The 22391-nt window shown below is 72.0% G+C and carries 19 protein-coding genes and 1 pseudogene; 18 read left to right on the top strand and 2 right to left on the bottom strand.

The genetic code is table 11. The features are described from left to right. The first annotated feature begins 213 nt into the window (after nucleotides 1-213). Both ACMCNO_RS11825 and ACMCNO_RS11830 read left to right on the top strand, forming a co-directional pair. A complete protein-coding gene (locus ACMCNO_RS11825; protein ID WP_412749453.1) occupies nucleotides 214-2184 on the top strand; it encodes a fibronectin type III domain-containing protein in 1971 nt (656 codons plus the stop codon). Between the two features lie 176 nt (nucleotides 2185-2360). After that, on the top strand, nucleotides 2361-2786 hold the full coding sequence (locus ACMCNO_RS11830) for an uL11 family ribosomal protein (RefSeq protein ID WP_412749454.1): 426 nt from the start codon (nucleotides 2361-2363) through the stop codon (nucleotides 2784-2786). Between the two features lie 51 nt (nucleotides 2787-2837). Here the strand turns inward: ACMCNO_RS11830 and ACMCNO_RS11835 are convergent, their stop codons facing one another. After that, nucleotides 2838-3476, bottom strand: a complete 639-nt coding sequence (locus tag ACMCNO_RS11835; RefSeq protein WP_412749455.1) for an ATP-dependent Clp protease proteolytic subunit — start codon at nucleotides 3474-3476, stop codon at nucleotides 2838-2840. A gap of 184 nt (nucleotides 3477-3660) precedes the next feature. On the opposite strand from ACMCNO_RS11835, the gene ACMCNO_RS11840 reads away from it, so the two are divergent. Further along, entirely contained in the window at nucleotides 3661-4281 is a 621-nt protein-coding gene (locus ACMCNO_RS11840) for a cysteine hydrolase family protein (RefSeq protein ID WP_412749456.1), read from the top strand. 26 nt (nucleotides 4282-4307) lie between these two features. Here ACMCNO_RS11840 and ACMCNO_RS11845 read toward each other — a convergent pair whose 3' ends face one another. Continuing rightward, nucleotides 4308-5012, bottom strand: coding sequence for a maleylpyruvate isomerase family mycothiol-dependent enzyme (locus ACMCNO_RS11845; protein ID WP_412749457.1), 705 nt, complete (start codon nucleotides 5010-5012; stop codon nucleotides 4308-4310). A 170-nt stretch (nucleotides 5013-5182) separates the two neighbouring features. Here ACMCNO_RS11845 and rsgA point away from each other — a divergent pair, with 170 nt between their 5' ends. From rsgA to ACMCNO_RS11920, 15 genes and pseudogenes are all read left to right on the top strand, one after another. After that, nucleotides 5183-6010 (top strand): GTPase RsgA, encoded by an 828-nt coding sequence (gene rsgA / locus ACMCNO_RS11850; RefSeq protein ID WP_412749458.1) that lies wholly within the window; start codon nucleotides 5183-5185, stop codon nucleotides 6008-6010. A gap of 32 nt (nucleotides 6011-6042) precedes the next feature. Further along, entirely contained in the window at nucleotides 6043-7863 is a 1821-nt protein-coding gene (locus ACMCNO_RS11855; protein WP_412749459.1) for a hypothetical protein, read from the top strand. 139 nt (nucleotides 7864-8002) lie between these two features. Continuing rightward, nucleotides 8003-10975, top strand: a pseudogene (uvrA, locus tag ACMCNO_RS11860) (excinuclease ABC subunit UvrA); the annotation flags it as partial. 380 nt (nucleotides 10976-11355) lie between these two features. Further along, on the top strand, nucleotides 11356-11907 hold the full coding sequence (locus ACMCNO_RS11865; protein WP_412749460.1) for a Rieske (2Fe-2S) protein: 552 nt from the start codon (nucleotides 11356-11358) through the stop codon (nucleotides 11905-11907). Between the two features lie 104 nt (nucleotides 11908-12011). After that, entirely contained in the window at nucleotides 12012-14159 is a 2148-nt protein-coding gene (gene uvrC / locus ACMCNO_RS11870) for an excinuclease ABC subunit UvrC (protein ID WP_412749461.1), read from the top strand. Nucleotides 14160-14221: 62 nt separating this feature from the next. Further along, the gene (gene rapZ, locus ACMCNO_RS11875; RefSeq protein ID WP_412753679.1) at nucleotides 14222-15121 is read left to right on the top strand and encodes an RNase adapter RapZ; all 900 of its coding nucleotides are present in this window, start codon (nucleotides 14222-14224) and stop codon (nucleotides 15119-15121) included. Continuing rightward, nucleotides 15118-16188, top strand: coding sequence for a gluconeogenesis factor YvcK family protein (locus ACMCNO_RS11880; RefSeq protein WP_412749462.1), 1071 nt, complete (start codon nucleotides 15118-15120; stop codon nucleotides 16186-16188). Before rapZ ends, ACMCNO_RS11880 begins: the two co-directional genes overlap by 4 nt. A gap of 59 nt (nucleotides 16189-16247) precedes the next feature. Beyond that, a complete protein-coding gene (gene whiA, locus ACMCNO_RS11885; RefSeq protein WP_130511592.1) occupies nucleotides 16248-17228 on the top strand; it encodes a DNA-binding protein WhiA in 981 nt (326 codons plus the stop codon). Between the two features lie 357 nt (nucleotides 17229-17585). After that, entirely contained in the window at nucleotides 17586-18584 is a 999-nt protein-coding gene (gap, locus tag ACMCNO_RS11890; RefSeq protein ID WP_412749463.1) for a type I glyceraldehyde-3-phosphate dehydrogenase, read from the top strand. Between the two features lie 10 nt (nucleotides 18585-18594). Next, nucleotides 18595-19791, top strand: a complete 1197-nt coding sequence (locus tag ACMCNO_RS11895; protein ID WP_412749464.1) for a phosphoglycerate kinase — start codon at nucleotides 18595-18597, stop codon at nucleotides 19789-19791. 2 nt (nucleotides 19792-19793) lie between these two features. After that, a complete protein-coding gene (tpiA, locus tag ACMCNO_RS11900; protein ID WP_412749465.1) occupies nucleotides 19794-20582 on the top strand; it encodes a triose-phosphate isomerase in 789 nt (262 codons plus the stop codon). A gap of 114 nt (nucleotides 20583-20696) precedes the next feature. Continuing rightward, complete coding sequence (gene secG, locus ACMCNO_RS11905) at nucleotides 20697-20954, top strand: preprotein translocase subunit SecG (protein ID WP_412749466.1); 258 nt, start codon at nucleotides 20697-20699, stop codon at nucleotides 20952-20954. 177 nt (nucleotides 20955-21131) lie between these two features. Then, nucleotides 21132-21473 (top strand): RNA polymerase-binding protein RbpA, encoded by a 342-nt coding sequence (locus tag ACMCNO_RS11910; RefSeq protein ID WP_412749467.1) that lies wholly within the window; start codon nucleotides 21132-21134, stop codon nucleotides 21471-21473. Nucleotides 21474-21569: 96 nt separating this feature from the next. Beyond that, nucleotides 21570-21992 (top strand): VOC family protein, encoded by a 423-nt coding sequence (locus tag ACMCNO_RS11915; protein ID WP_412749468.1) that lies wholly within the window; start codon nucleotides 21570-21572, stop codon nucleotides 21990-21992. A gap of 112 nt (nucleotides 21993-22104) precedes the next feature. After that, nucleotides 22105-22377, top strand: coding sequence for a flagellar biosynthetic protein FliQ (locus tag ACMCNO_RS11920; RefSeq protein WP_412749469.1), 273 nt, complete (start codon nucleotides 22105-22107; stop codon nucleotides 22375-22377). Nucleotides 22378-22391: the final 14 nt, after the last annotated feature.

Here is a 22391-nt window from a genome sequence, read left to right on the forward strand (position 1 = left end):
GGTGACCCTTTCCGGCTGTGAGTCGAATGTCCGTTTTTGTGGCAAGTCAGGGCTGTGACGTGCCGATAGCGTCCGCCGTCGATCACTGACGGGAAGGATCTGGTCGATGGCGGGGGCGTCCCGGCCTGACCGGCACGCGGCATTCCACCGGCCCGGCCGGGGCGGAGCGCCGGTTCGGCGGTGCCGCGCGGCCCGGGGTGATCAGATGGTGCCATGGGGGCACGCCGCATCGCGGCCGGCGCCGCCGCCACCGTCGTCGCCGGTCTGAGCATGGCGGTGCTGCGCGGCGGATCAGCGGGCGCCGCCGACACGGTCGACGAGATCCATTATTCGTACGGCGACGCGCCGACCTCGGTGGTGCTGGACTGGCGGGGGGAGGAGACCACCGTCGCCTACGGGCCCACCAGCGCGTACGGCTTCGTGGCGGTGGCGGCGCCGCCCGCGGTCGCCCCGGTGGATTCGCCGGGGCCGTTCCGCGAGGTCGTGCTCTCCGGGCTGGCCCCGGACACGGACTACCACTACCGGATCGGCGCGGGCGCGGACCACGTGCTGCACACCGTTGCGCTGGGCAGCTTCCGCTGGGTGGACGTGGGCGACACGGCCAGCGCCCTGTGCAAGCCGTGGGAGGCGCAGGTGCATGCGCTGATCGAGCGGCTGGGGCCTTGGTTCGTCACGCACGGCGGGGACATCTCCGAGGCCAACGTGTGCGGGACCGCGGCGGTGCATGCCTACTACCGCGATCAGCAGGTGTGGTCGACCGCGGCGGCGTTCCAGCCGGTGTGGGGCAACCATGACTACGCCCAGCCCGCGCCGGGCGCGCCGCCGGGGACGCCGCGCGACTCGCTGGCCAACTACAAGGGCCGCAGCGCGCTGACGCACGCCCGGCCGGTCTCGCTCGACACCCCGGCGCGCACGACCCCGCCCGGCTGTCCGGGCGTCGGCGGAGTCAACGGGTGCCGCGGCGAGGACTGGGGCTGGTTCCGGGCCGGTGGGGTGCTGTTCATCAGCTACCCCGAGCCGTGGACCGGTGCGCTGGCGGACTGGCGGCCGGAGGCCGACGCGCTGCTGGCGCAGGCCCAGGCCGATCCGACGGTGGACTTCGTGGTCACGTACGGGCACCGGCCCGCGTACTCCAGTCAGACGGCGAACGGGTGGGATGCCGGGGTGCGCGCCGCGCTGGACGCGCTGGCCCGGCGGTACAGCCCGCGTACGGACAATCCGGCCGGGAAGTACGTGCTCAACCTGGCCCACCACGTGCACGCGCTGGAGGTCTTCGCGCCGATCGACGGGTTGACGCACGTCACCAATGCCACCGGAGGGCAGGGAACGAGCAGCCTGCCGGTGCCTGCGCCCGGGTCGGTGCTGCGGTTCAGCCATCCCGGCGTGCTGGCCGGGGACTACGCCGCCGCCGCACACCGGCTGACCCTGCGCTGGGTGTGCGGCCCGGCGCTGGGGACGAAGGACACCTGCGGGTACGGGGACACCGTGTGGTCGACGGCGTTCACCGCGGGGGTCCCCGGCCCGGTTCCGCCCGGCCCTGTTCCGCCGGGCCCGTCGCCGTCCGCCACGCCGCCCGGGCCGTCCCCGCCGGGCCCGTCGCCGAGTCCCTCCCCGCCGAGTCCCTCCCCGCCGGGCCCGTCCCCGACGAGTCCCTCTCCACCCAGGCCTACGCCGTCGGGGAGCGCCACCACGCCGCCTCCCGCCGGGCCGGTCCAGTGGGTGCGTAACCCCGGGGTGGAGACCGATCTGACCGGCTGGACCGGGCGCTACGGGGCTTCGAGCGCCGTCACGGTGGCCCGGGTGACCACGGCCGCGCACAGCGGCCGCGCCTCGATCAGGGTTGCCGCGGGCCCCGGCGCGGCGAACCTGACCAGCGGGTTCAACGACCGCCCACGATGGGTGACCCGCACCAGCGGCGGGACGGCGTACACGGCGTCGGCCTGGCTGCGGCCGGGGCTGACCGGGCAGTCGCTCGCGCTGCGGCTGCGCGAGTGGAGCGGTACGGGGGCGCTGCTGACCGATCGGACGTCCACCCTGCGGGCCGCGGCGACGGGCTGGCAGCGGGTGTCGGTGCAGCTCACCGCCGCGCGCTCCGGGGGCAGCATGTCCCTGGCGGTGTATGCCCGGGACCTCGATTCCGGCGAGTGGTTCCTGGCCGACGATCTGTCGCTGACCAGCAATTGAGGCCGCCCGGCGCGGCCCGCCCCGCCCGGGCTACACTGGTGGGCGCTACCCGGGACTAACGCCGTTTTGACCACTTCGTGGGCGCGGCTGTAAGGTCTCGGGGTTGTTGTGCGTTCAGATGCTGGCGGCGCTCCCTACTTCGGCCCGTGCAGCACACACGAAGGAGCCCTGAAGCAATGCCGCCCAAGAAGAAGACCCACGTGGTGACCCTCGCGCTGGAGGCGGGCAACGCCGCGATGGTCGACCTCGGCAAGATGCTCGGCCCGACCGGCGCCAACATGCGGCAGGTCAAGGTCGAGTACGACGAGGCCACCGCCAACCAGCGCGGGGAGATCATCCCGGTCGTCGTCACGGTCTTCGAGGACCGCAGCCACCAGCTGACCTACAAGACCCCGCCGACGAGCTTCCTGATCCGCAAGGCGCTCGGGATCCAGTCCGGTGCGTCGAACCCGCTGACCCAGACGGTGGGCACTCTGTCCGCCGAGCAGGTCCGTACGATCGCGGAGCGCAAGCTGCCCGACCTCAACGCCAACGACGTCGAGGCCGCGATCAAGGTCGTCGCCGGTACGGCCCGCTCGATGGGCGTCAAGGTCGCCGAGTAACTCGCACCTTCCGAAAGCGCGGACCTGTCGGGTCCGCGCTTTTGCTTTGGCTCAGGTCGTGGCGGTTTCCTCGCCGACCACCGTGTCGATGAGGCCGTAGTCGCGCGCCTGCACGGCCGTCAGGTTGCGCCCGGCCGACAGATCGTCCTCGATCCGGGTGCGTGACTGGCCGGTCAGGGTCACCAGCCGCAGCACGACCTCCTCCAGCTCGCGCAGGTGGTGGCCGGCGGCCGCCGCGACCTCGTCCGCCGTGCCGGTGACCCCGGCCGCGCGCGGTTCGGCCAGCCGGAACCGTGCGTGCCGGTACGCCACGCGGGTGCGCGCCGCTGCCAGTACCGCGAGTACGGCGCCGCCTGCCTCCCCGGTGACCACCGCATGCACCGGTGCCGCCATCGCGTCGATGACGTCGACGATCGACAGGGCCGCGCCCAGCTCTCCGCCCGAGCTGGCCATGTGCACCTGCACCGGGGCGGGCCCGGCCGCGTCCAGGGTCAGCAGGGCGGCCGCGACGCCGGTGGCGGACTGCCCGGTGAGCGGGCCGCGCAGCATGACGATCCGCTGGTCGAAAAGGCGCTCCTCGAGCCAGCCGGGTACGGCCGGGCCGGCGTCGGCGGGCGGCGGCGGTGGCCATCCGCCGGGGTTGGGGTCCGGTGTGGGCTGCCAGCGCAGGGGGTCATGTCGCAGGTCCACCGGTACCTCCGCGCGTATGCCGCCGCCGGGCGCGGACGGCCGGGAATGCCGCCCAGTCTAGGTTCGGCCCAGTCTAGGTTCGGCGCCGCGCCGGGGCGGAGCCCTTCCGCTGAGGGCGGACACCGGTGGTGCTGTGTTTGCATGGACACGTCACCGCGTTCGCATCTTCGTAGGGGGTTGAGCCGTGTCCGACACACTGCACCTGGATCCCGCCACGACCGCGCTCGTGCTCATCGAGTACCAGAATGAGTTCACCTCGGACGGTGGCGCCCTGCACGGCGCCGTGGCCGCGGTGATGGACAAGACCGGGATGCTGCCGAAGACGGTGGCGCTGGTGGAGGCGGCCCGGGCGGCCGGCGTCACGATCATGCACGCGCCGATCACGTTCGCCCCCGGCTACGGCGAGCTGAGCCGCCACCCGTACGGGATCCTCAAGGGGGTGGTGGACGGCAACGCGTTCGTCAAGGGCACATGGGGCGCGGCCATCGTGGACGTGCTGGCGCCGGCCGAAGGGGACATCGTCGTCGAAGGCAAGCGTGGGCTGGACACGTTCGCCAGCACGAACCTCGACTTCATCCTGCGCAGCCGCGGCATCACGACGGTGATCCTGGGTGGCTTCCTCACCAACTGCTGTGTCGAGTCCACGATGCGCAGCGCGTACGAGAACGGGTACCGGGTCATCACGTTGACCGACTGCACGGCCGCGACCTCGGCGGAGGAGCACGACAACGCGATCGCCTACGACTACCCGATGTTCTCGCTGCCCGTGGATGCCGCGCAGATCATGGCCGCGTTGGGGCGCTGAGCGCGGCTCGGGCAGGGTGGATCAGCTCATATCCAGGTGGCCGGGGTGGGCAGCGCGCCGTCGGGGGAGACCGTGAGATCGGCGCCGTCGCCGCGCCCGGCCAGCCATGCCGCGAGGGACCGGGTCGGGCCGCCGATCACCGGGGCCGTGCTGCGTTCGCCGATGACCAGCTCATGGTCGAGGCCGAACGGGCGCAGCACGAGCGCCGCCGCGTCGGCGGACGCACCGCTCACGATCTCGCGCAGCAGCCGCAGGGCGAACGCGTCGGACCAGTCCGCCGGTGTGTATCCGGTGGCGAGATCCACATGGTGCACCTCCACCTCGCGCAGGCGCACCCAGGGCAGGGCGGCGGCCAGCTGGTTGCGGCCGGGTATGTGGAACGTCCAGGCTTCGGCGGGCATGGCGGCGGCCGCGTCGGCCATCCGCTCGTGCGCGGCGCGCAGGTCGGCGAGTTGCTCGGCGACGGGGCGCTCGGCGCCGGCCTCGATGCCCTCGACGCGGGCCGCCGGCGAGGCGTACGCCGGAGTCTCGACGCCGGTGCGTGCCCAGGTGAGCAGGTTGGTGATGGCGTCCGCCTGGCGCGCCAGGTGGGTCAGGACGTGGCCCCGGGTCCAGCCGGTCAGCCCGGACGGCTCGGTGACGGCGCCGTCGCCGAGGGACTCGGCGGCGCGCAGCAGCCGCTGCGTCGCCTCCTCCACGTCGGTCATCAGCGCAAGGGGATCGACGGTCATGATCGAGTGCATCCAGGATGGCGAGGGCAGGCCAAGGAAGTCGTCGACATGGCTTGAACCCTACTGGTGGGGGTGGACAACCCGGCACCGGAATTCGCTTTCCCGGGTGTAGCCGTGACCGTACCGTCTGTGCAGACGCGTCGATCGAACCTGTGGAGGAGGTAGGCAGCGTGTCAGATCTGTCCCTCCTGGGCTGGGACGATGGCTTCGCCGACGCCTATCGGCCGTTCGACCGTGCGGACACGGTCCCGGCCCGGGTGCTGCGGGCCGACCGCGGCGTCTGCACCGTCCTGGACGCCGCCGGGGTGGGGCGGGCCAGCCTGGGCGGCCCGGTGCTCATCTGCGCCGCGGCCGACCCGGTCCGGCTGCCGTGTCCGGGTGACTGGGTGGTGCTGCGGCGCTGGCCGGACCGCCGGACCACGGTCGAGTACGTGCTGCCCCGCCGTACGGCGTTGCTCGGCCCCGCCGTGGGCGCCGGTGCCACCGGGCAGTTGCTGGCCGCCAACATGGACACTGTGGCGGTGGTCGAGCCGATGCATCCCGGTGCCGACGAGGCCCGGGTCGAACGCCTGCTGGCGCTGGCCGCGGCGTCCGGGGCGCGGCCGGTCGTGGTGCTGTCGAAGTCGGATACGGCCCGCGACGCCGACGCGGTCGCGCAGCGGGTGGCCGCCGCGACGCCGGGCGTAGCGGTGCTGCCGGTCAGTGCGTTGCGCGGTGACGGACTGGCCGAGGTGCGTGCACTGATCGGGCCCGGGCGCACGCTGGCGCTGTTCGGCTGCCCGGAGGGCGGCAGATCCACGCTGGTCGACGCGCTCGCCGGGGCCTGCGTGATGCCGGCCCGGGAGGGCCGCGGCGACGCCGGCCAGGTGGATCCGGCGGCGGGCCGCAGGCTGGTTCCGGTGCCGGGTGGCGGCGCTGTCCTGGACACCCCCGGGATCCGTGAGATCGGGCTGCGCGGCACGGTCGGTGGGGGTGCACGTCACCGGGCCCTGTCCTGACGCCGGGCCCCGATTCCTGGCAGAATGCGGCGGTGCACGCGGTCACCGAGGCGGTCGATGGGCGGGCGGAGCCCGGAGCCCCGGAGCCCGCCGCGCCGGTGCCTGGCGTGCCCCCCCGTCGCTGGTGGCGGCTGGCCGGCCCGGGGGCTCTGCTGAGCTACCTCGCCCTGGCGGTCCTGGTCCTGCTGCAGCTCTGGCGCGACCCGGACGGCCGGGTGCTGGCCAGCAACGACGACGACCACGGCGTGTTCCTGTTCATGGTCGCCCACGGCGAGCGGGTGGTGTTCCACGGCGCTGACCTGATGTTCAGTGACCGGCTCAACGCCCCGTCCGGGGTCAACATGATGGCGAACACCTCCGTGCTGGCCCTGAGCGTGCCGGTCGCACCGATCACCCACCTGCTGGGTGCCGGGGTGTCCGTGGTGCTGCTGCTCACCCTCGGCCTGGCCGGCACGGCCGCCGCCTGGTACTGGCTGTTCACCCGGCTGGTCCGGGGACGCCTGGCCGCCTGGCTGGGCGGGCTGTGGTGCGGGTTCGCGCCGGCCATGGTGTCGCACGCCAACGGGCATGTGAACTTCGTCTGCCAGTTCGTGGTGCCGTTCATCGTGTGGCAGGTGCTGCGCCTGCGGGAACCGGGCCGGGTGTGGCGCGGCGGGGCGGCGCTGGGGCTGCTGGTCGTGGTGCAGGTGTTCATCAACGAGGAGACGCTGCTGTTCACGGCGCTGACCCTCGGCGTGTTCGTGCTGGCGTACGCGGTGCAGCGGCGGCGCGAGGTGGCGCAGGTGTGGCGCCGGTTCGTCGCCGGGCTGGGCGTCGCCGCCGGGCTGGCGGGGGCTTTGCTGGCGTACCCGCTGTGGTTTCAGTTCTCCGGCCCGGGCAGCTATCACGGGCAGCCGTTCCCGGCGGACCAGTACGTGACCGACCTGCTCTCGCTCGGTGCGTACGCGCGTCAGTCGCTGGCCGGCAACGCCACCGCGGCCCGCGCGGTGAGCGTCAGCGCCACCGAGGAGAACACCTTCTTCGGCGTACCCATGTTGATCATGCTGGGTGTGATGGTGGCCATGCTGTGGCGCTCGGCGGCGGCGCGGGCGACCGCGCTGGCCGGGGCGGTCCTGCTGGTGATGTCGCTGGGTCCGCGGTTGCGCGTCGCCGGTCACGACACCGGGATCCCGATGCCGTTCGGCCTGGTCAAGCACGTGCCGATCCTCGACCTGGTGAGTGTGACCCGGTTCGCGATGGTGACCGCCACGCTGGTGGGTGTGCTGATCGCGCTGGCGGGCGACCGGATCAGCGACTTCCCGCACCGGCGGCGCGTCGCGTTCTGGGCCGGGCTGGCCGTGGCGCTGGTGCCGGTCCTGCCCAAGCCGCTGCCGATCGTGGGCGCCGACCCGCTGCCGCCGTTTCTCACCGAGGGCACGTGGCGGCAGTACGTGGGCGCCGACCGGACCGTGGTGCCGGTGCCACTGCCCGAGGTGACGACGGGGCGGGCGGGGATGCGCTGGGCCGCCCTGTCCGGGCTGGAGTTCGCGGTGCCGCGCGGCTACTTCATGGGCCCGGCGAACCCGCCGGGCGACCAGACCGGCTCCTGGCATGCGCCGCGCCGTGCCACCGCGGAGCTGTTGGTCCGGGTACGCGAGCACGGGATCCCGCCGGTGCTCTCGGAGGCCGACCGGCGGGCCGCGCTCGCCGACCTGGGCTACTGGCGCGCCGGTGTGGTGGTGCTGGTGCCGGGCAGCCGCAACGGCGACGTGCTGGCGGCCACGCTGACGGAACTGCTCGGGCGCTCCCCGCAGCTGATCGGCGGCGTGCAGGTGTGGGACGTCCGCGATCTGGCGGCTGCCCCACCCGGGTGACGTCTGCGCGGCCGATCTGGGGGAATGTGCAGTAACTGGAGGGCGCTGCACCAAGGCCGGGGGAACTTGTCGTACCCCGTGGCTAGAGTTGCCGCGACTGAATCCCGGACCCGAAGACCTCAAGACGGAGTGGCTGGCTGTGGCCGACCGACTGATCATCCGCGGCGCGCGGGAGCACAACCTGCGCGACGTCAACCTCGACCTGCCCCGGGACGCCCTCATCGTGTTCACCGGCTTGTCCGGTTCGGGCAAGTCCAGCCTCGCCTTCGACACGATCTTCGCCGAGGGGCAGCGCCGCTACGTGGAGTCGCTGTCGTCGTATGCGCGGCAGTTCCTCGGCCAGATGGACAAACCCGACGTCGACTTCATCGAGGGCCTGTCACCGGCGGTCTCGATCGACCAGAAGTCCACCTCCCGCAACCCGCGCTCCACGGTCGGCACGATCACGGAGGTCTACGACTACCTGCGGCTGCTGTTCGCCCGCACCGGCATCCCGCACTGCCCGGTGTGCGGGGAGCGGATCAGCCGGCAGACCCCGCAGCAGATCGTCGACCGGGTCCTGGCGATGCCCGAGGGCACCCGGTTCATGGTGCTGGCCCCGGTGGTGCGCGGCCGCAAGGGGGAGTATGTCGACCTCTTCGGTGAGCTGCAGTCCAAGGGCTACGCCCGGGCCCGCGTCGACGGGGTGGTGCATCCGCTCACCGAGCCGCCGAAGCTGAAGAAGCAGGAGAAACACACCATCGAGGTGGTGGTCGACCGGCTCAGCGTCAAATCGGGCAGCAAACAGCGGCTCACCGACTCGGTGGAGAGCGCGCTGCAGCTGTCCGGGGGCATGGTGCTGCTCGACTTCGTCGACCTGCCCGAGGACGACCCGCACCGGGAGCGGCGCTTCTCCGAGCACCTGGCCTGTCCCAACGACCACCCCCTCGCGATCGAGGATCTCGAGCCGCGGGTGTTCTCCTTCAACGCTCCGTACGGCGCCTGCCCGGAATGCACCGGGCTGGGCACCCGCAAGGAGGTCGACCCGGAGCTGATCATCCCGGATGTGGAGCGCAGCCTGCGCGAGGGCGCGATCCAGCCGTGGTCCGGCGGCACCACCCTGGAGTACTTCCTGCGGCTGCTGGAGGCGCTCGGCGAGCAGGAGAAGTTCAGCATCGACACCCCGTGGCGGCAGCTGCCCGCCCGGGCCCAGAAGACGATCCTCCATGGCTCCGACGACCAGGTGCACGTCCGCTACCGCAACAAGTACGGCCGGGAGCGCTCCTACTACACCGGCTTCGAGGGCGTGGTGCAGTGGCTCGAACGCCGCCACGCCGACACCGAGAGCGACTGGTCCCGGGACAAGTACGAGGGGTACATGCGCGACGTGCCGTGCCCGTCGTGCGGTGGGGCGCGGCTCAAGCCCGAGGTCCTGGCGGTCACGATCGCCGGCAGGAGCATCGCCGAGGTGTGCTCGCTGTCGGTCGGCGACTGCGCCGAACTGCTGGCCACGATCGAACTCGACGACCGGCAGAAGATGATCGCCGAGCGGGTGCTCAAGGAGATCAACGCCCGGCTCCGGTTCCTGGTCGACGTGGGCCTGGACTACCTGTCCCTCGACCGCGGCGCAGGCACCCTCTCCGGTGGCGAGGCGCAGCGGATCCGGCTGGCCACCCAGATCGGCTCCGGCCTGGTCGGCGTGCTGTACGTGCTGGACGAGCCGTCGATCGGCCTGCACCAGCGGGACAACCACCGGCTCATCGAGACCCTGGTGCGGCTCAAGAAGCTCGGCAACACGCTGATCGTGGTCGAGCACGACGAGGACACCATCCGCACGGCGGACTGGGTGGTCGACATCGGCCCCGGCGCGGGCGAGCACGGCGGGCGGATCGTGCACAGCGGCCCGGTGCAGGGCCTGCTCGACAGCAAGCAGTCGCCGACCGGGGCGTACCTGTCGGGGCGCAAGTCGATACCGACTCCGGCGCAGCGCCGGCCGCGTGACCCCGGCCGGGAGCTGGTGGTGCAGGGCGCCCGGGAGCACAACCTGCGCAACCTGACCGTGGGCTTCCCGCTGGGGCAGTTCGTCGCGGTCACCGGGGTCAGCGGCTCGGGCAAGTCGACGCTGGTCAACGACATCCTGCACACCGTGCTGGCCAACCAGATCAACGGCGCCCGGATGGTGCCCGGCCGGCACACCCGCATCACCGGGCTCGAGCACGTCGACAAGGTGGTGGGGGTCGACCAGTCGCCGATCGGGCGTACCCCGCGGTCGAACCCGGCCACCTACACCGGCGTGTTCGACAACATCCGCAAGCTGTTCGCCGAGACCACCGAGGCGAAGGTGCGCGGGTACGGCCCAGGCCGGTTCTCGTTCAACGTCAAGGGCGGCCGCTGCGAGAACTGCGCGGGCGACGGCACGATCAAGATCGAGATGAACTTCCTGCCGGACGTCTATGTCCCGTGCGAGGTGTGCAAGGGCGCCCGGTACAACCGGGAGACCCTGGAGGTGCACTACAAGGGGCGCACGATCTCCGAGGTGCTGGAGATGCCGATCGAGGAGGCGGCGGAGTTCTTCTCCGCGATTCCGGCGATCCACCGACACCTGCGCACCCTGGTCGACGTGGGCCTGGGCTACGTGCGGCTCGGCCAGCCCGCCCCGACCCTGTCCGGCGGGGAGGCGCAGCGCGTCAAGCTCGCCTCGGAGCTGCAGAAACGTTCCACGGGCCGCACGGTGTACGTGCTCGACGAGCCGACCACCGGCCTGCACTTCGAGGACATCCGCAAGCTGCTGACCGTGCTCGGCGGGCTGGTCGACAAGGGCAACACGGTGATCGTCATCGAGCACAACCTCGACGTCATCAAGACCGCGGACTGGCTGATCGACATGGGCCCGGAGGGTGGCAGCAAGGGTGGTCTCGTGCTGGCCACCGGCACCCCGGAGGAACTGGCCGAGGTGCCCGAAAGCCACACCGGCGGCTTCCTGCGCCACGTGCTGGGACTGTCCGGGCAGCCGCAAGGGTGCGCCGCGGCGGTGGCCCGTGCCGCCAAGGCGAACGGCAACGGCAAGGCGCCCGCCGCCTCGCGGTCCAACGGTGCCACCGCGCGTACCCGGGCGAAGGCGAACGGTGCGGCAGCGAGTCCGGCGAAGGCGAACGGTGCGGCAGCGAGTGCCGCGAAGCCGCGCGCCTCGCGCTCGCGAGCCGCCACCGCGGACAGCTGACCCGCGGCGCCCGCGGCGGACTTCCGCAGCGGCGACCTTCCCGCTCTCAGGTAACACACAGCTACACCAGGCCCCACGCCGCGGGCCTGGTGTAGCTGTGGTGGCCGGGGACCGGCCGTCCCCGAAATCCACCCGAAAGCATCCTGTAAACGTCACAAAGGGGGAGAACAACGTCCGAGGCGCCCGGATAATTTCGGTCCGACCCATGAACCGCTGCAGCGGATTCCGCGTATCTAATGACAACGCCGCGTGAGGTCCCGGGCGCGGCCGAGGGCACTGGAGGGTACCGACACATGACTGACGTGCAGGCGAGGACCGACACCGCGAACCCGCAGGGTGAGCCGACCCGCCCGGGTGCCGTGGCGCCCCGCCGCGCCGTGCTGGCCGGTGCCGGCGCCCTCGGCGCTACCTGCCTGCTGGCCGCGTGCGGCACATCGGGCGGCAGCAGCGGTTCGAACCCCAGCGGCAGCGACTTCCAGAACAACCCCGCCCCGGCCGGCAGCAAGGGCGCCGACGCGGGCTTCCCGGCCGGCGGCGGCTCCAAGGGCGGCGACTCCGGCGGGGCCACGGCGCTCGCCGCGGTGGCCGACGTGCCCAAGGGCGGCGGCATCATCCAGGGCGATCTGGTCATCACCCAGCCCAGCGAGGGCACCTTCAAGGCGTTCAGCAAGGTCTGCACCCACGCGGGCTGCGACGTCAACAAGGTCGACGACGGTGTGATCAGCTGCCCGTGTCACGGCAGCACGTTCTCCATCGAGGACGGTTCCCCGAAGGGTGGCCCGGCCACCAAGGGGCTGCCCGAGACCAAGGTCAAGGTGGACGGCGACAACATCGTCAAGGCCTGATGTCGGGACCCACCCGAGTTTCCGGCCGGAGGCCCGACGCCGTGGCGGCGGCGACGGGCCTCCGGTCGGCTAATCATGTCAGGGCCACGCACTACTGTTGAGCCGTGCCTGACCCGTCCAGCTACCGGCCGGCGCCCGGGACCGTGCCCGACGCCCCCGGCGTGTATCGCTTCCGCGACCCCACCGGCCGGGTGATCTATGTCGGCAAGGCCAAGAGCCTGCGCAACCGGCTGAACTCGTATTTCGCTGACACGTGGTCGATGCACCCACGCACCCAGCAGATGGTCACCACCGCGGCGGCGGTCGACTGGGTCACGGTCGGCAGCGAGGTCGAGGCGCTGCAGCTCGAGTTCTCCTGGATCAAGGAGTTCGACCCCCGGTTCAACGTCAAGTATCGCGACGACAAGTCGTATCCGTTCCTCGCCGTCACCCTCAACGAACAGTTCCCGCGCCTGCAGGTGATGCGCGGCGCCAAACGCAAGGGCGTGCGGTATTTCGGGCCGTACTCGCATGCCTGGGCCATCCGCGAGACCCTCGACCTGCTGCTGCGCGTCTTCCCGGCGCGGACCTGCTCGGCCGGGGTGTTCAAGCGCGCCGGACAGATCGGCCGACCCTGCCTGCTCGGCTACATCGGCAAGTGTTCCGCCCCATGCGTCGGCCAGGTCAGCGCCACGGAGCACCGGGCCATCGTCGACGACTTCTGCGACTTCATGGCCGGGCGCACAGACACGTTCGTCAAACGGCTTGAGCGCGACATGCTCGACGCCTCCGAGCAGCTGGAATTCGAGCGCGCGGCGCGGCTGCGCGACGACATCGCCGCGCTGCGCCGGGCGATGGAGAAGCAGACCGTGGTGCTGGGCGACGGCACCGACGCCGACGTCGTCGCGTTCGCGGAGGACCCGCTCGAGGCCGCCGTGCAGGTCTTCCACGTGCGCGACGGCCGCGTGCGCGGCCAGCGCGGCTGGGTGGTGGAGAAGACCGAGGAACTGAGCACCGGCGACCTGGTCCACCACTTCTGCACCCAGGTGTACGGCGACGAGCACGGCGAGGGCGACGTCCCCCGGGAACTGCTCGTGCCCGAGCTGCCGGCGGACGCCCCGGCGCTGGCCGACTGGCTCAGCGAGCACCGCGGCAGCCGGGTCACCCTGCGGGTCCCGCAACGCGGGGACAAACGCGCCCTGATGGAGACCGTGGCGCGTAACGCCGGCGAGGCCCTGGCCCGGCACAAGCTGCGCCGCGCCGGCGACCTCACCACCCGCAGCAAGGCGCTCGACGAGATCGCCGACGCGCTGGGTCTGGAGTCCGCGCCGCTGCGCATCGAATGCTTCGACGTCTCGCAGATCCAGGGCACCGACGTGGTGGCCAGCATGGTGGTGTTCGAGGACGGGCTGGCCCGCAAGAGCGAATACCGCCGCTTCGCGGTGCGCGGCAACCCCGACGGCAGTGGCACCGACGACCTGGCCGCGATGAGCGAGGTGATGCGGCGTCGCTTCGCCCGCTACCGCGCCGAGGCGGGCACAGCGGCGTCCCGCGCGGCCGACGGCTCCGGTCTGGCCGCGCCGGAGGGCGGCGCGACGTCCCCACCGCCCTGGCCGACCGGCGGCGGTGAGCCGGCTGGCGGTGGTGAGCCGGCTGGCGGCGGTGAACCGGCTGGCGCCGACGATGGGCCGGCATCCGCCGGGGGTGGACCTGCGGCCACCGAACTGCCCGGCATCGACCCGTTGACCGGGCGGCCGCGCCGGTTCGCGTACCCGCCGCAGCTGGTCGTCGTGGACGGCGGTCAGCCGCAGGTCAACGCGGTCGCGGCGGTCCTGGCCGACCTGGGCATCACCGACGTGGCGCTGTGCGGGCTGGCCAAGCGCCTCGAGGAGGTGTGGCTGCCGGGAGACGACTTCCCCGTCATCCTGCCGCGCACCTCCGAGGCGCTGTACCTGTTGCAGCGGGTCCGCGACGAGGCGCACCGGTTCGCCATCACGTTTCACCGTCAGCGTCGTTCCAAGCGGATGACGGCATCCGCGCTGGACAACATCCCCGGCCTGGGGGAAACCCGGCGCAAAGCGCTGCTGCGGCACTTCGGGTCGCTCAAGCGCCTGGCGCAGGCCACGCCGGAGGAGGTGACCGAGGTGCCCGGGATCGGCCGGCGTACCGCTGAGGCGGTGCTCACCGCGCTGCGCCCGGCCGCGGAAGGCTCCGTGACCGAATCGGGTATCGGACCCCAGGCCGGGCAGCCGGGCAGCGCGGGGTCGGCCTAGGATGCAGTGTCCGCCCGAGCTCGGGCGCAGCGCAGCGCAGGAGGACGTGCGTGAGTGAGTCCATGCCGGAGTTCGCTCCGGAGGAGCCGGGCCCCGACGAGGCCGGCACCGACCTGGTCGTGGTGACCGGGCTGTCCGGTGGCGGCCGCAGCACGGTCGCCCGCGCGCTGGAGAACGTCGGTTTCTACGTCGTCGACAACCTGCCCCAGGCACTCATGCTCGACATGGCCCAGCTCGCGTTCGAGGCCGGCGGGGCGGCTCGGCGTACCGCGATGGTGCTGGACGTGCGCAGCCGGGCCTTCTCCACCGACCTGGGCGGCGCGGTCCGCGCGCTGAAGGACCGCGGCTTCCACCCGCGGGTGGTCTTCGTGGACGCCGACGATGAGGTGCTGATCCGGCGGTTCGAGAGCGTGCGCCGCTCGCACCCGCTGCAGGGCGACGGCCGGCTGGCCGACGGCATCGCGGCGGAACGCAAGCTGCTCGAAGAGGCCCGCGAGCAGGCGGACGTGATCATCGACACCAGCCACCTCAACGTCAACCAGCTGCGCCGCCGGGTCGAGGAGCTCTTCGGCGGCGAGGACGTCCGCAAGCTGCGGATCACCGTGCTCTCCTTCGGCTTCAAGTACGGCCTGCCCCCGGACGCCGACTACGTCATGGACGCCCGGTTCCTGCCCAATCCGTTCTGGGTGCCGGAGCTGCGCGAGCACACCGGCCTGGAGGAGTCCGTCAGCGGGTACGTGCTGGGCCAGGACGGCGCGGGAGACTTCGTCCGCACGTACGCGGAGTTGATCGCCTCGACCGCGGCCGGATTCGAGCGCGAGGGCAAGCGCTACCTCACCGTCGCCGTGGGGTGCACCGGCGGCAAGCACCGCAGCGTGGCCCTCGCCGAGGAACTCACCTCGCGGCTGCGCGAGCTTCGCCTGTCCGCCCTCGCCTCCCACCGCGACCTGGGGCGGGAGTGACCGAGGGCCCCCGCCGCCTCAAGGTCGTCGCGTTCGGCGGCGGCCACGGCCTCTCCGCCTCGCTGCGCGCCTTGCGTCACACCGCGCCCGCCCTGGACCTGGACATCACCGCGGTGGTCACGGTCGGCGACGACGGCGGGTCCAGTGGCCGCCTGCGGGCCGAGCGCGACTCGTTGCCCCCGGGCGACCTGCGTCAGGCCCTCGCGGCCCTGGCCGACGACGATCCGTTCCATCAGCGCACCGCGGACCTCCTGCAGTACCGCTTCGCCGTGAGCGGCCACCTCGACCGTGGTGGTGACGACCGATCCGGCGCCGCGAAGGTGGGCACCGAGGACGCCACCGCCGACCGGCGGATCACGGGTGTGGCCGACCGCCGCGACCCCCTCGCCGGGCACGCCGTGGGGAATCTGCTGCTGGTCGGCCTCATGGAGCTGCTCGGCGACCCGGTCGCGGCGTTGCAGCACGCGGGGCGGCTCGTGGGGGCGCGCGGCCGGGTGCTGCCGATGGCCCTGGAGCCCGTCGGCATCGAGGCGGACGTGCGCGGCGTCGATCCGCAGCGTCCCGGCGACACGGTCACGGTCCGTGGCCAGCACGCGGTCGCGGTCACGCCGGGGCACATCGAGGCCGTACGCCTCATGCCGCCCTCGCCGCCCGCCTGCCCGTCCGCCCTGACCGCGGTCGCCGAGGCCGACTGGCTGATCTTCGGCCCGGGTAGCTGGTACACCAGTGTCCTGCCGCACCTGCTGGTGCCGCAGCTCGCCGAGGCGATCATGAAGAGCCAGGCCCGGCGGCTGGTGACCTTGAACCTCGCCACGGACATCGAGACGCTCGGCCTGTCGGTCGCCGACCACCTGGCCGCCCTGCACTGGTATCTGCCCGGCCTGCACGTCGACGCCGTGCTGGCGGACGCCAGATGGGTGGGCGAGCCGGAACCGGTGCACCAGGCGGCTCAGGCGCTCGGGGCGCGGCTGGTCCTGGCCCCCGTCGCCGTTGCGGGTGGCAGCCCCAGGCATGATCCTGAGTCGTTGGGCGTTGCACTGGTGCCTGTCCTGGGTGCCGCTCGTTAAGCATCAGACGACCACGGCCACACAAAGTTCACGATCCGGCGCGCGAGGTGACGACGACGATGGCGATGACCGCAGCGGTGAAGGATGAGCTGAGCCGGGTCGACGTGCCCAAGCCGTGCTGCCGCAGGGCCGAGATGGCGGCCCTGTTGCGCTTCGCGGGCGGGCTGCACATCGTCTCGGGCCGCGTCGTGGTCGAGGCTGAGCTCGACACCGGGGCGGTGGCCCGGCGGCTGCGCCGCGAGATCGCCGACGTGTACGGCTACCCCAGCGAGGTGCATGTGCTGGCCTCCGGCGGCCTGCGCAAGGGCAGCCACTACATCGTGCGCATCGTGAAGGACGGCGAGGCGCTGGCCCGCCAGACCGGGCTGCTGGACGTGCGCGGGCGCCCCGTGCGCGGGCTGCCCCCGCACGTGGTGTCCGCGAACGTGTGCTGCGCGGTCGCCGCGTGGCGCGGTGCGTTCATGGCGCACGGCTCGCTCACCGAGCCGGGCCGTTCCAGCGCCCTGGAGATCACCTGCCCCGGCCCGGAGGCCGCCCTGGCGCTGCGCGGCGCCGCCCGGCGCATCGGGATCACCGCCAAGGAGCGGGAGGTGCGGGGGGTGGACCGGGTCGTGATCAAGGACGGGGACGCGATCGCCGCCCTGCTCACCCGCATCGGGGCGCACGCCAGCGTGCTGGCCTGGGAGGAGCGGCGGGTCCGCCGCGAGGTTCGCGCCACCGCCAACCGGCTGGCCAACTTCGACGACGCGAACCTGCGCCGCTCGGCCCGCGCCGCGGTGGCCGCCGCGGCCCGGGTCACCCGCGCCCTGGAGATCCTGGCCGATGAGGCCCCGAACCACCTCACCTCGGCCGGTCGGCTGCGGCTGGAACACCGGCAGGCATCGCTGGAGGAGTTGGGGGCGCTGGCCGACCCGCCGCTGACCAAGGACGCCATCGCCGGGCGGATCCGCCGGTTGCTGGCGTTGGCCGACAAGCGGGCCCGCGACCTCGGCATCCCCGACACGGAGGCCGCCGTCACGCCGGAGATGATGGCCTGCTGACCCAGCTGGGCAGGCACGACGCGGGCGAAGGCCAGGACCGTCCGGCGCAGCGCGGGACGTCGGGCACCAGGCCGCCGGGGTCGGCGAAAGCGGACGGCTGACGGACACAGCTGTGGACCTGAAGTAACGATAAGGTCGCGCCCCGGCGACATGCGTCGTACGTTGCTCCGATAGGGTCTGGGGGACGGCGACGGTGCCGGCAGCAGGGCCGACCGCGCCGCCCTGCCGCCTGTGCGGCGGCGGGGATCCTCCGTAAGGCGCGGCGGCCGGGACCACACAGCCGGCCCGCGAGCAATGGTCGGCACACAGTCCTCCGCCGGTCGCATCGCCGGCGGACCGAAACGAGGAGATCCACCTGTGACCATCCGGGTTGGCATCAACGGCTTCGGCCGTATCGGCCGTAACTTCTTCCGGGCGGTTCTCGCCTCGGGCGCCGACATCGAGATCGTCGGTGTCAACGACCTGACCGACAACGCGACCCTCGCCCACCTGCTCAAGTACGACTCGATCCTCGGCCGTCTGCCGCACGAGGTGAAGGCCACCGCCGACGAGATCACCGTGGGTGGCAAGACCTTCAAGGCGTTCGCGGACCGGGACCCGGCCAACCTGAAGTGGGCTGACCTGGGGACCGACGTGGTCATCGAGTCGACCGGGTTCTTCACCGACGCCACCAAGGCCAAGGTGCATGCGGACAACGGCGCGAAGAAGGTCATCATCTCGGCGCCCGCCAAGAACGAGGACATCACGATCGTGATGGGCGTCAACGACAACCTCTACGACGCGGCCAAGCACACGGTCATCTCCAACGCCTCGTGCACGACGAACTGCCTGGCCCCGATGGCCAAGGCGCTGCACGACGCGGTCGGGATCGAGAAGGGTCTGATGACCACGATCCACGCGTACACGCAGGACCAGAACCTGCAGGACGGCCCGCACAAGGACCTGCGCCGGGCCCGTGCCGCCGCGCTGAACATCGTGCCCACCTCGACCGGCGCCGCCAAGGCGATCGGGCTGGTCATGCCGGAGCTCAAGGGCAAGCTGGACGGTTTCGCGCTGCGCGTGCCGATCCCGACCGGCTCGGCCACCGACCTGACCTTCACCGCGTCGCGCGAGACCTCGGTGGACGAGGTCAACGCCGCGGTCAAGGCCGCCGCCGAGGGTGCCCTGCGCGGCTTCCTGACGTACACCGAGGACCCGATCGTGTCGGCCGACATCGTCACCGACCCGTCGTCGTGCATCTTCGACGCGGGCCTGACCAAGGTCATCGGCAACCAGGTCAAGGTCGTCGGCTGGTACGACAACGAGTGGGGCTACTCGAACCGCCTGGTCGACCTGGTCAAGCTCGTCGGCGCCTGAGGACGACAGCGTGAAGACTCTCGACGACCTGCTCGGCGAGGGTGTCTCGGGTCGGCGCGTGCTCGTGCGCGCCGACCTGAACGTCCCCTTCGAGAAAGCCAACCCGGGCGTCATCAGCGACGACGGCCGCATCCGCGCGGTGCTGCCGACGCTGGTCGCGCTGCGCGACGCGGGTGCCCGCGTCGTGGTGTGCTCGCATCTGGGCCGCCCCAAGGGCGCGCCCGACCCCAAGTTCACCCTGGCCCCGGTGGCCGCCCGGCTCGGTGAGCTGCTCGGCTCGCCGGCGGTGTTCGCCGCCGACACGGTCGGCGCGGACGCGCAGGCGAAGGCGGCGGCGCTGACCGACGGCCAGGTGCTGCTGCTGGAGAACCTGCGTTTCAACGCAGGCGAGACCAGCAAGGACGACGCGGAGCGCGGCGCGTTCGCCGACCAGCTGGCGGCGTTCGCGGACGCGTACGTCGACGACGCGTTCGGCGCGGTGCACCGCAAGCACGCCTCGGTGTACGACGTGCCCGCCCGGCTGCCGCACTACGCGGGTGGCCTGGTGCTGCGCGAGGTCGAGGTGCTCAAGAAGGTCACCGAGAGCCCGGAGCAGCCGTACGTGGTGGTGCTCGGCGGCTCGAAGGTCTCCGACAAGCTGGCGGTCATCCAGGCGCTGCTGCCCAAGGTCGACAAGCTGCTCGTGGGCGGCGGCATGTGCTTCACCTTCCTCAAGGCCCAGGGCCACGAGGTCGGCAAGTCGCTGCTCGAAGAGGACATGGTGCAGACCTGCGCCGATCTGCTGGAGCGGGCGCAGGGCCGGATCGTGCTGCCGGTCGACGTCGTCGCGGCGACGGAGTTCTCCGCCGACGCCGACCACGTGACCGTGCCCGCCTCGCAGATCCCGGCGGACCGGCTCGGCCTGGACATCGGCCCGGAGTCGGTGGCCCTGTTCGCCGACGCCATCGGCGGCGCGAAGACGCTGTTCTGGAACGGCCCGATGGGCGTGTTCGAGCTGGCCCCGTTCGCCCCGGGCACCCGGGGGGTGGCCGAGGCCATCACCAAGATCGACGGGTTCTCCGTGGTCGGCGGCGGCGACTCGGCCGCGGCCGTGCGCACGCTCGGCCTGGACGAGACCGCCTTCGGGCACATCTCCACGGGCGGCGGCGCCTCCCTGGAGTACCTGGAGGGCAAGACCCTGCCCGGCGTCGCGGCCCTGGAGAAGTGACAATGAGCGAAACCCGTCGGCCGATCATCGCCGGCAACTGGAAGATGAACCTCAACCACCTGGAGGCCATCCTCCTGGTGCAGAAACTCGCGGCCAGCCTGCCCGAGCGGACCCTCGCCGAGGTCGAGGTCGTGGTGCTGCCGCCGTTCACGGACCTGCGCAGCGTGCAGACCGCGATCGACGGCGACAAGCTGCAACTCGGGTACGGCGCGCAGGACGTCTCGGCGCACACCAGCGGTGCGTACACCGGAGAGATCTCCGGCGGCATGCTGGCGAAGCTGGGCTGCACCTACACGGTGATCGGGCACTCCGAGCGCCGCCAGTACCACCACGAGGACGACGCCCTGGTCAACGCGAAGATCAAGGCGGCGTTCGCGGCGGAGCTGACGCCGATCTTCTGCGTCGGCGAGGGCCTGGAGATCCGGGAGGCCGGCGACCAGGTGTCGCACGTGCTGGCCCAGGTCGACGCGGGCCTGGACGGGCTCAAGGCCGAGCAGGTCAAGCAGACCGTCATCGCGTACGAGCCGGTGTGGGCCATCGGCACCGGCAGGACCGCCACCCCGGAGGACGCGCAGGAGGTCTGTGGCGCGATCCGGGCCCGGCTGACCGAGCGCCACGGCGCCGAGGTCGGCGAGGCGGTCCGGATCCAGTACGGCGGCTCCGTCAAGGCCAGCAACGCTGCCGCGATCATGGCGCAGCCGGACGTCGACGGCGCGCTCGTCGGCGGCGCGAGCCTGGACGCGGACGAATTCGCCGGGATCTGCCGGTTCTCCGAGCACGTGGGCCGTTAGCGTCCCGTGGGCTGTTAGTGGCGTTCACGCCCGGCCGTCCCCGGGGCGGCTGGGCGTGGGCGTGACCGCTATTGTTGGGGCGCTGCTGTGCCCGTCGAGAGGACGAAACCGACCATGCCGATCGCGTTCACCTACACGTTGATCGTGTTGCTGTTCATCACCAGCATCCTGCTGACCCTGCTGATCCTGCTGCACCGCGGCAAGGGTGGCGGCATGTCGAGCATGTTCGGTGGCGGTGTCTCCTCTGCCGTGTCCGGCTCCAGCGTCGCGGAGAAGAACCTCGACCGCTACACCGTGCTGGTGGGCGTCGTCTGGTTCGCCTGCATCGTCGGTCTCGGCCTCTGGCTGCGGGTCACCCAGTCCGGCGGCTGAACGACACGTTCCGCATCTCCGTCGATACTTCTCCCGTCGGCCCGGGAGTCGTAGACTCTGCCGCGCGGTCCGGTTCCGTCCGGGTCGCGCGGTTCTTTCCTCGGGGTCCCGTAACGGGGGATCTCCCGCGCCGCTCCGGCGGCCATGACACGACGCCCCTCGAGACAGGAGTCATCCGTGTCCAGTGGCAGTGCGATCCGCGGCAGCCGCGTCGGCTCCAGCCCGATGCGCCCGGACGAGCGCAGCGAGCCCGCCCCCAGGCGCGAGGTCACCTACTGGTGTGCCACGGGCCATCGGGTCGAGGTGCGCTTCGCCGCCGAGGCGACCTTGCCCGAGACGTGGGACTGCCCCCGCTGCGGGCAGCCCGCGGGCCTGGACCGGCAGAACCCGCCGGGCCGCAGCCGGGTGGAGCCGTACAAGTCGCACCTCGCGTACGTGAAGGAGCGTCGCTCGGACGCCGACGGCGAGGCGATCCTCGCCGAGGCCCTCGCCAAGGTGCGCCAGCGCCGCGGCGAGTGACCGCGGCCGGTGCCGCTGGGCCGCGGTGCGGGCGCCGGGCGCGTCGCCGCGCGCGCCGTGCCGCCCTGCGCCGGGCGCTGATGGCATCATGGCCGGGTGGACTGGACCCTGGAAGTCGTCATCGTGCCGGTCTCGGACCTGGACCGGGCGAAGGCGTTCTACGCGGATCGGCTGGGCTTCGCGGTCGACCATGACACGCGGTTCGGCGAGACGGGGCGGATGGTGCAGCTGACCCCGCCCGGCTCCGGCTGCTCGATCGTCATCGGCAACGAGGTGGTGCCGCAGATGCCGCCGGGCTCGCTGAAAGGGCTGCAGCTGGTCGTGGCGGACATCCGGCGGGCCCACGCCGAACTGACCGAGCGTGGTGTCGAGTGCAGCGAGGTGCAGGTGCTGGGGGAGAACCCGCGGCCCATGCCGGATCCGCTCGACAACGTCGGTTTCGTGTTCTTCAGCGACCCGGACGGCAACGCGTGGGCCGTGCAGCAGATCTCGTCCCGGGGACGGCCGGCGGGCGCCTGAGGGGGCAACGACGCCGGTCCCACTTGAGGGATCCGGCGGGCCGAACCCAACGGCAACCCGCGCGCGCCCGATCTGCGCTTCTTGAACCCGGCTTGCTCCCGAACGGGATGGCATGACCGACGCAATGATCGTTGAGCTGGCCATGCAGGCACTGACCATCGCCACGAAGATGGCCGCGCCGATCCTGTTGACCGCGCTGCTGATCGGCTTCGCGATCTCGCTGTTCCAGTCCGTCACCCAGATTCAGGAGGCGACCCTGTCCTTCGTGCCCAAGGCGGCCGGGGTCGGGGTGGCGCTGCTGGTCAGCGGCAACTGGATGCTGCACGAGATGATGACGTACACCACGCAGCTGTTCGACAAGGTGCCGCAGCTCCTCGCCGCGTGACGCCGCTCGGCGAG

The sequence above is a fragment of the Krasilnikovia sp. M28-CT-15 genome, from assembly GCF_047159595.1.
Taxonomy (GTDB): Bacteria; Actinomycetota; Actinomycetes; order Mycobacteriales; family Micromonosporaceae; genus Actinoplanes.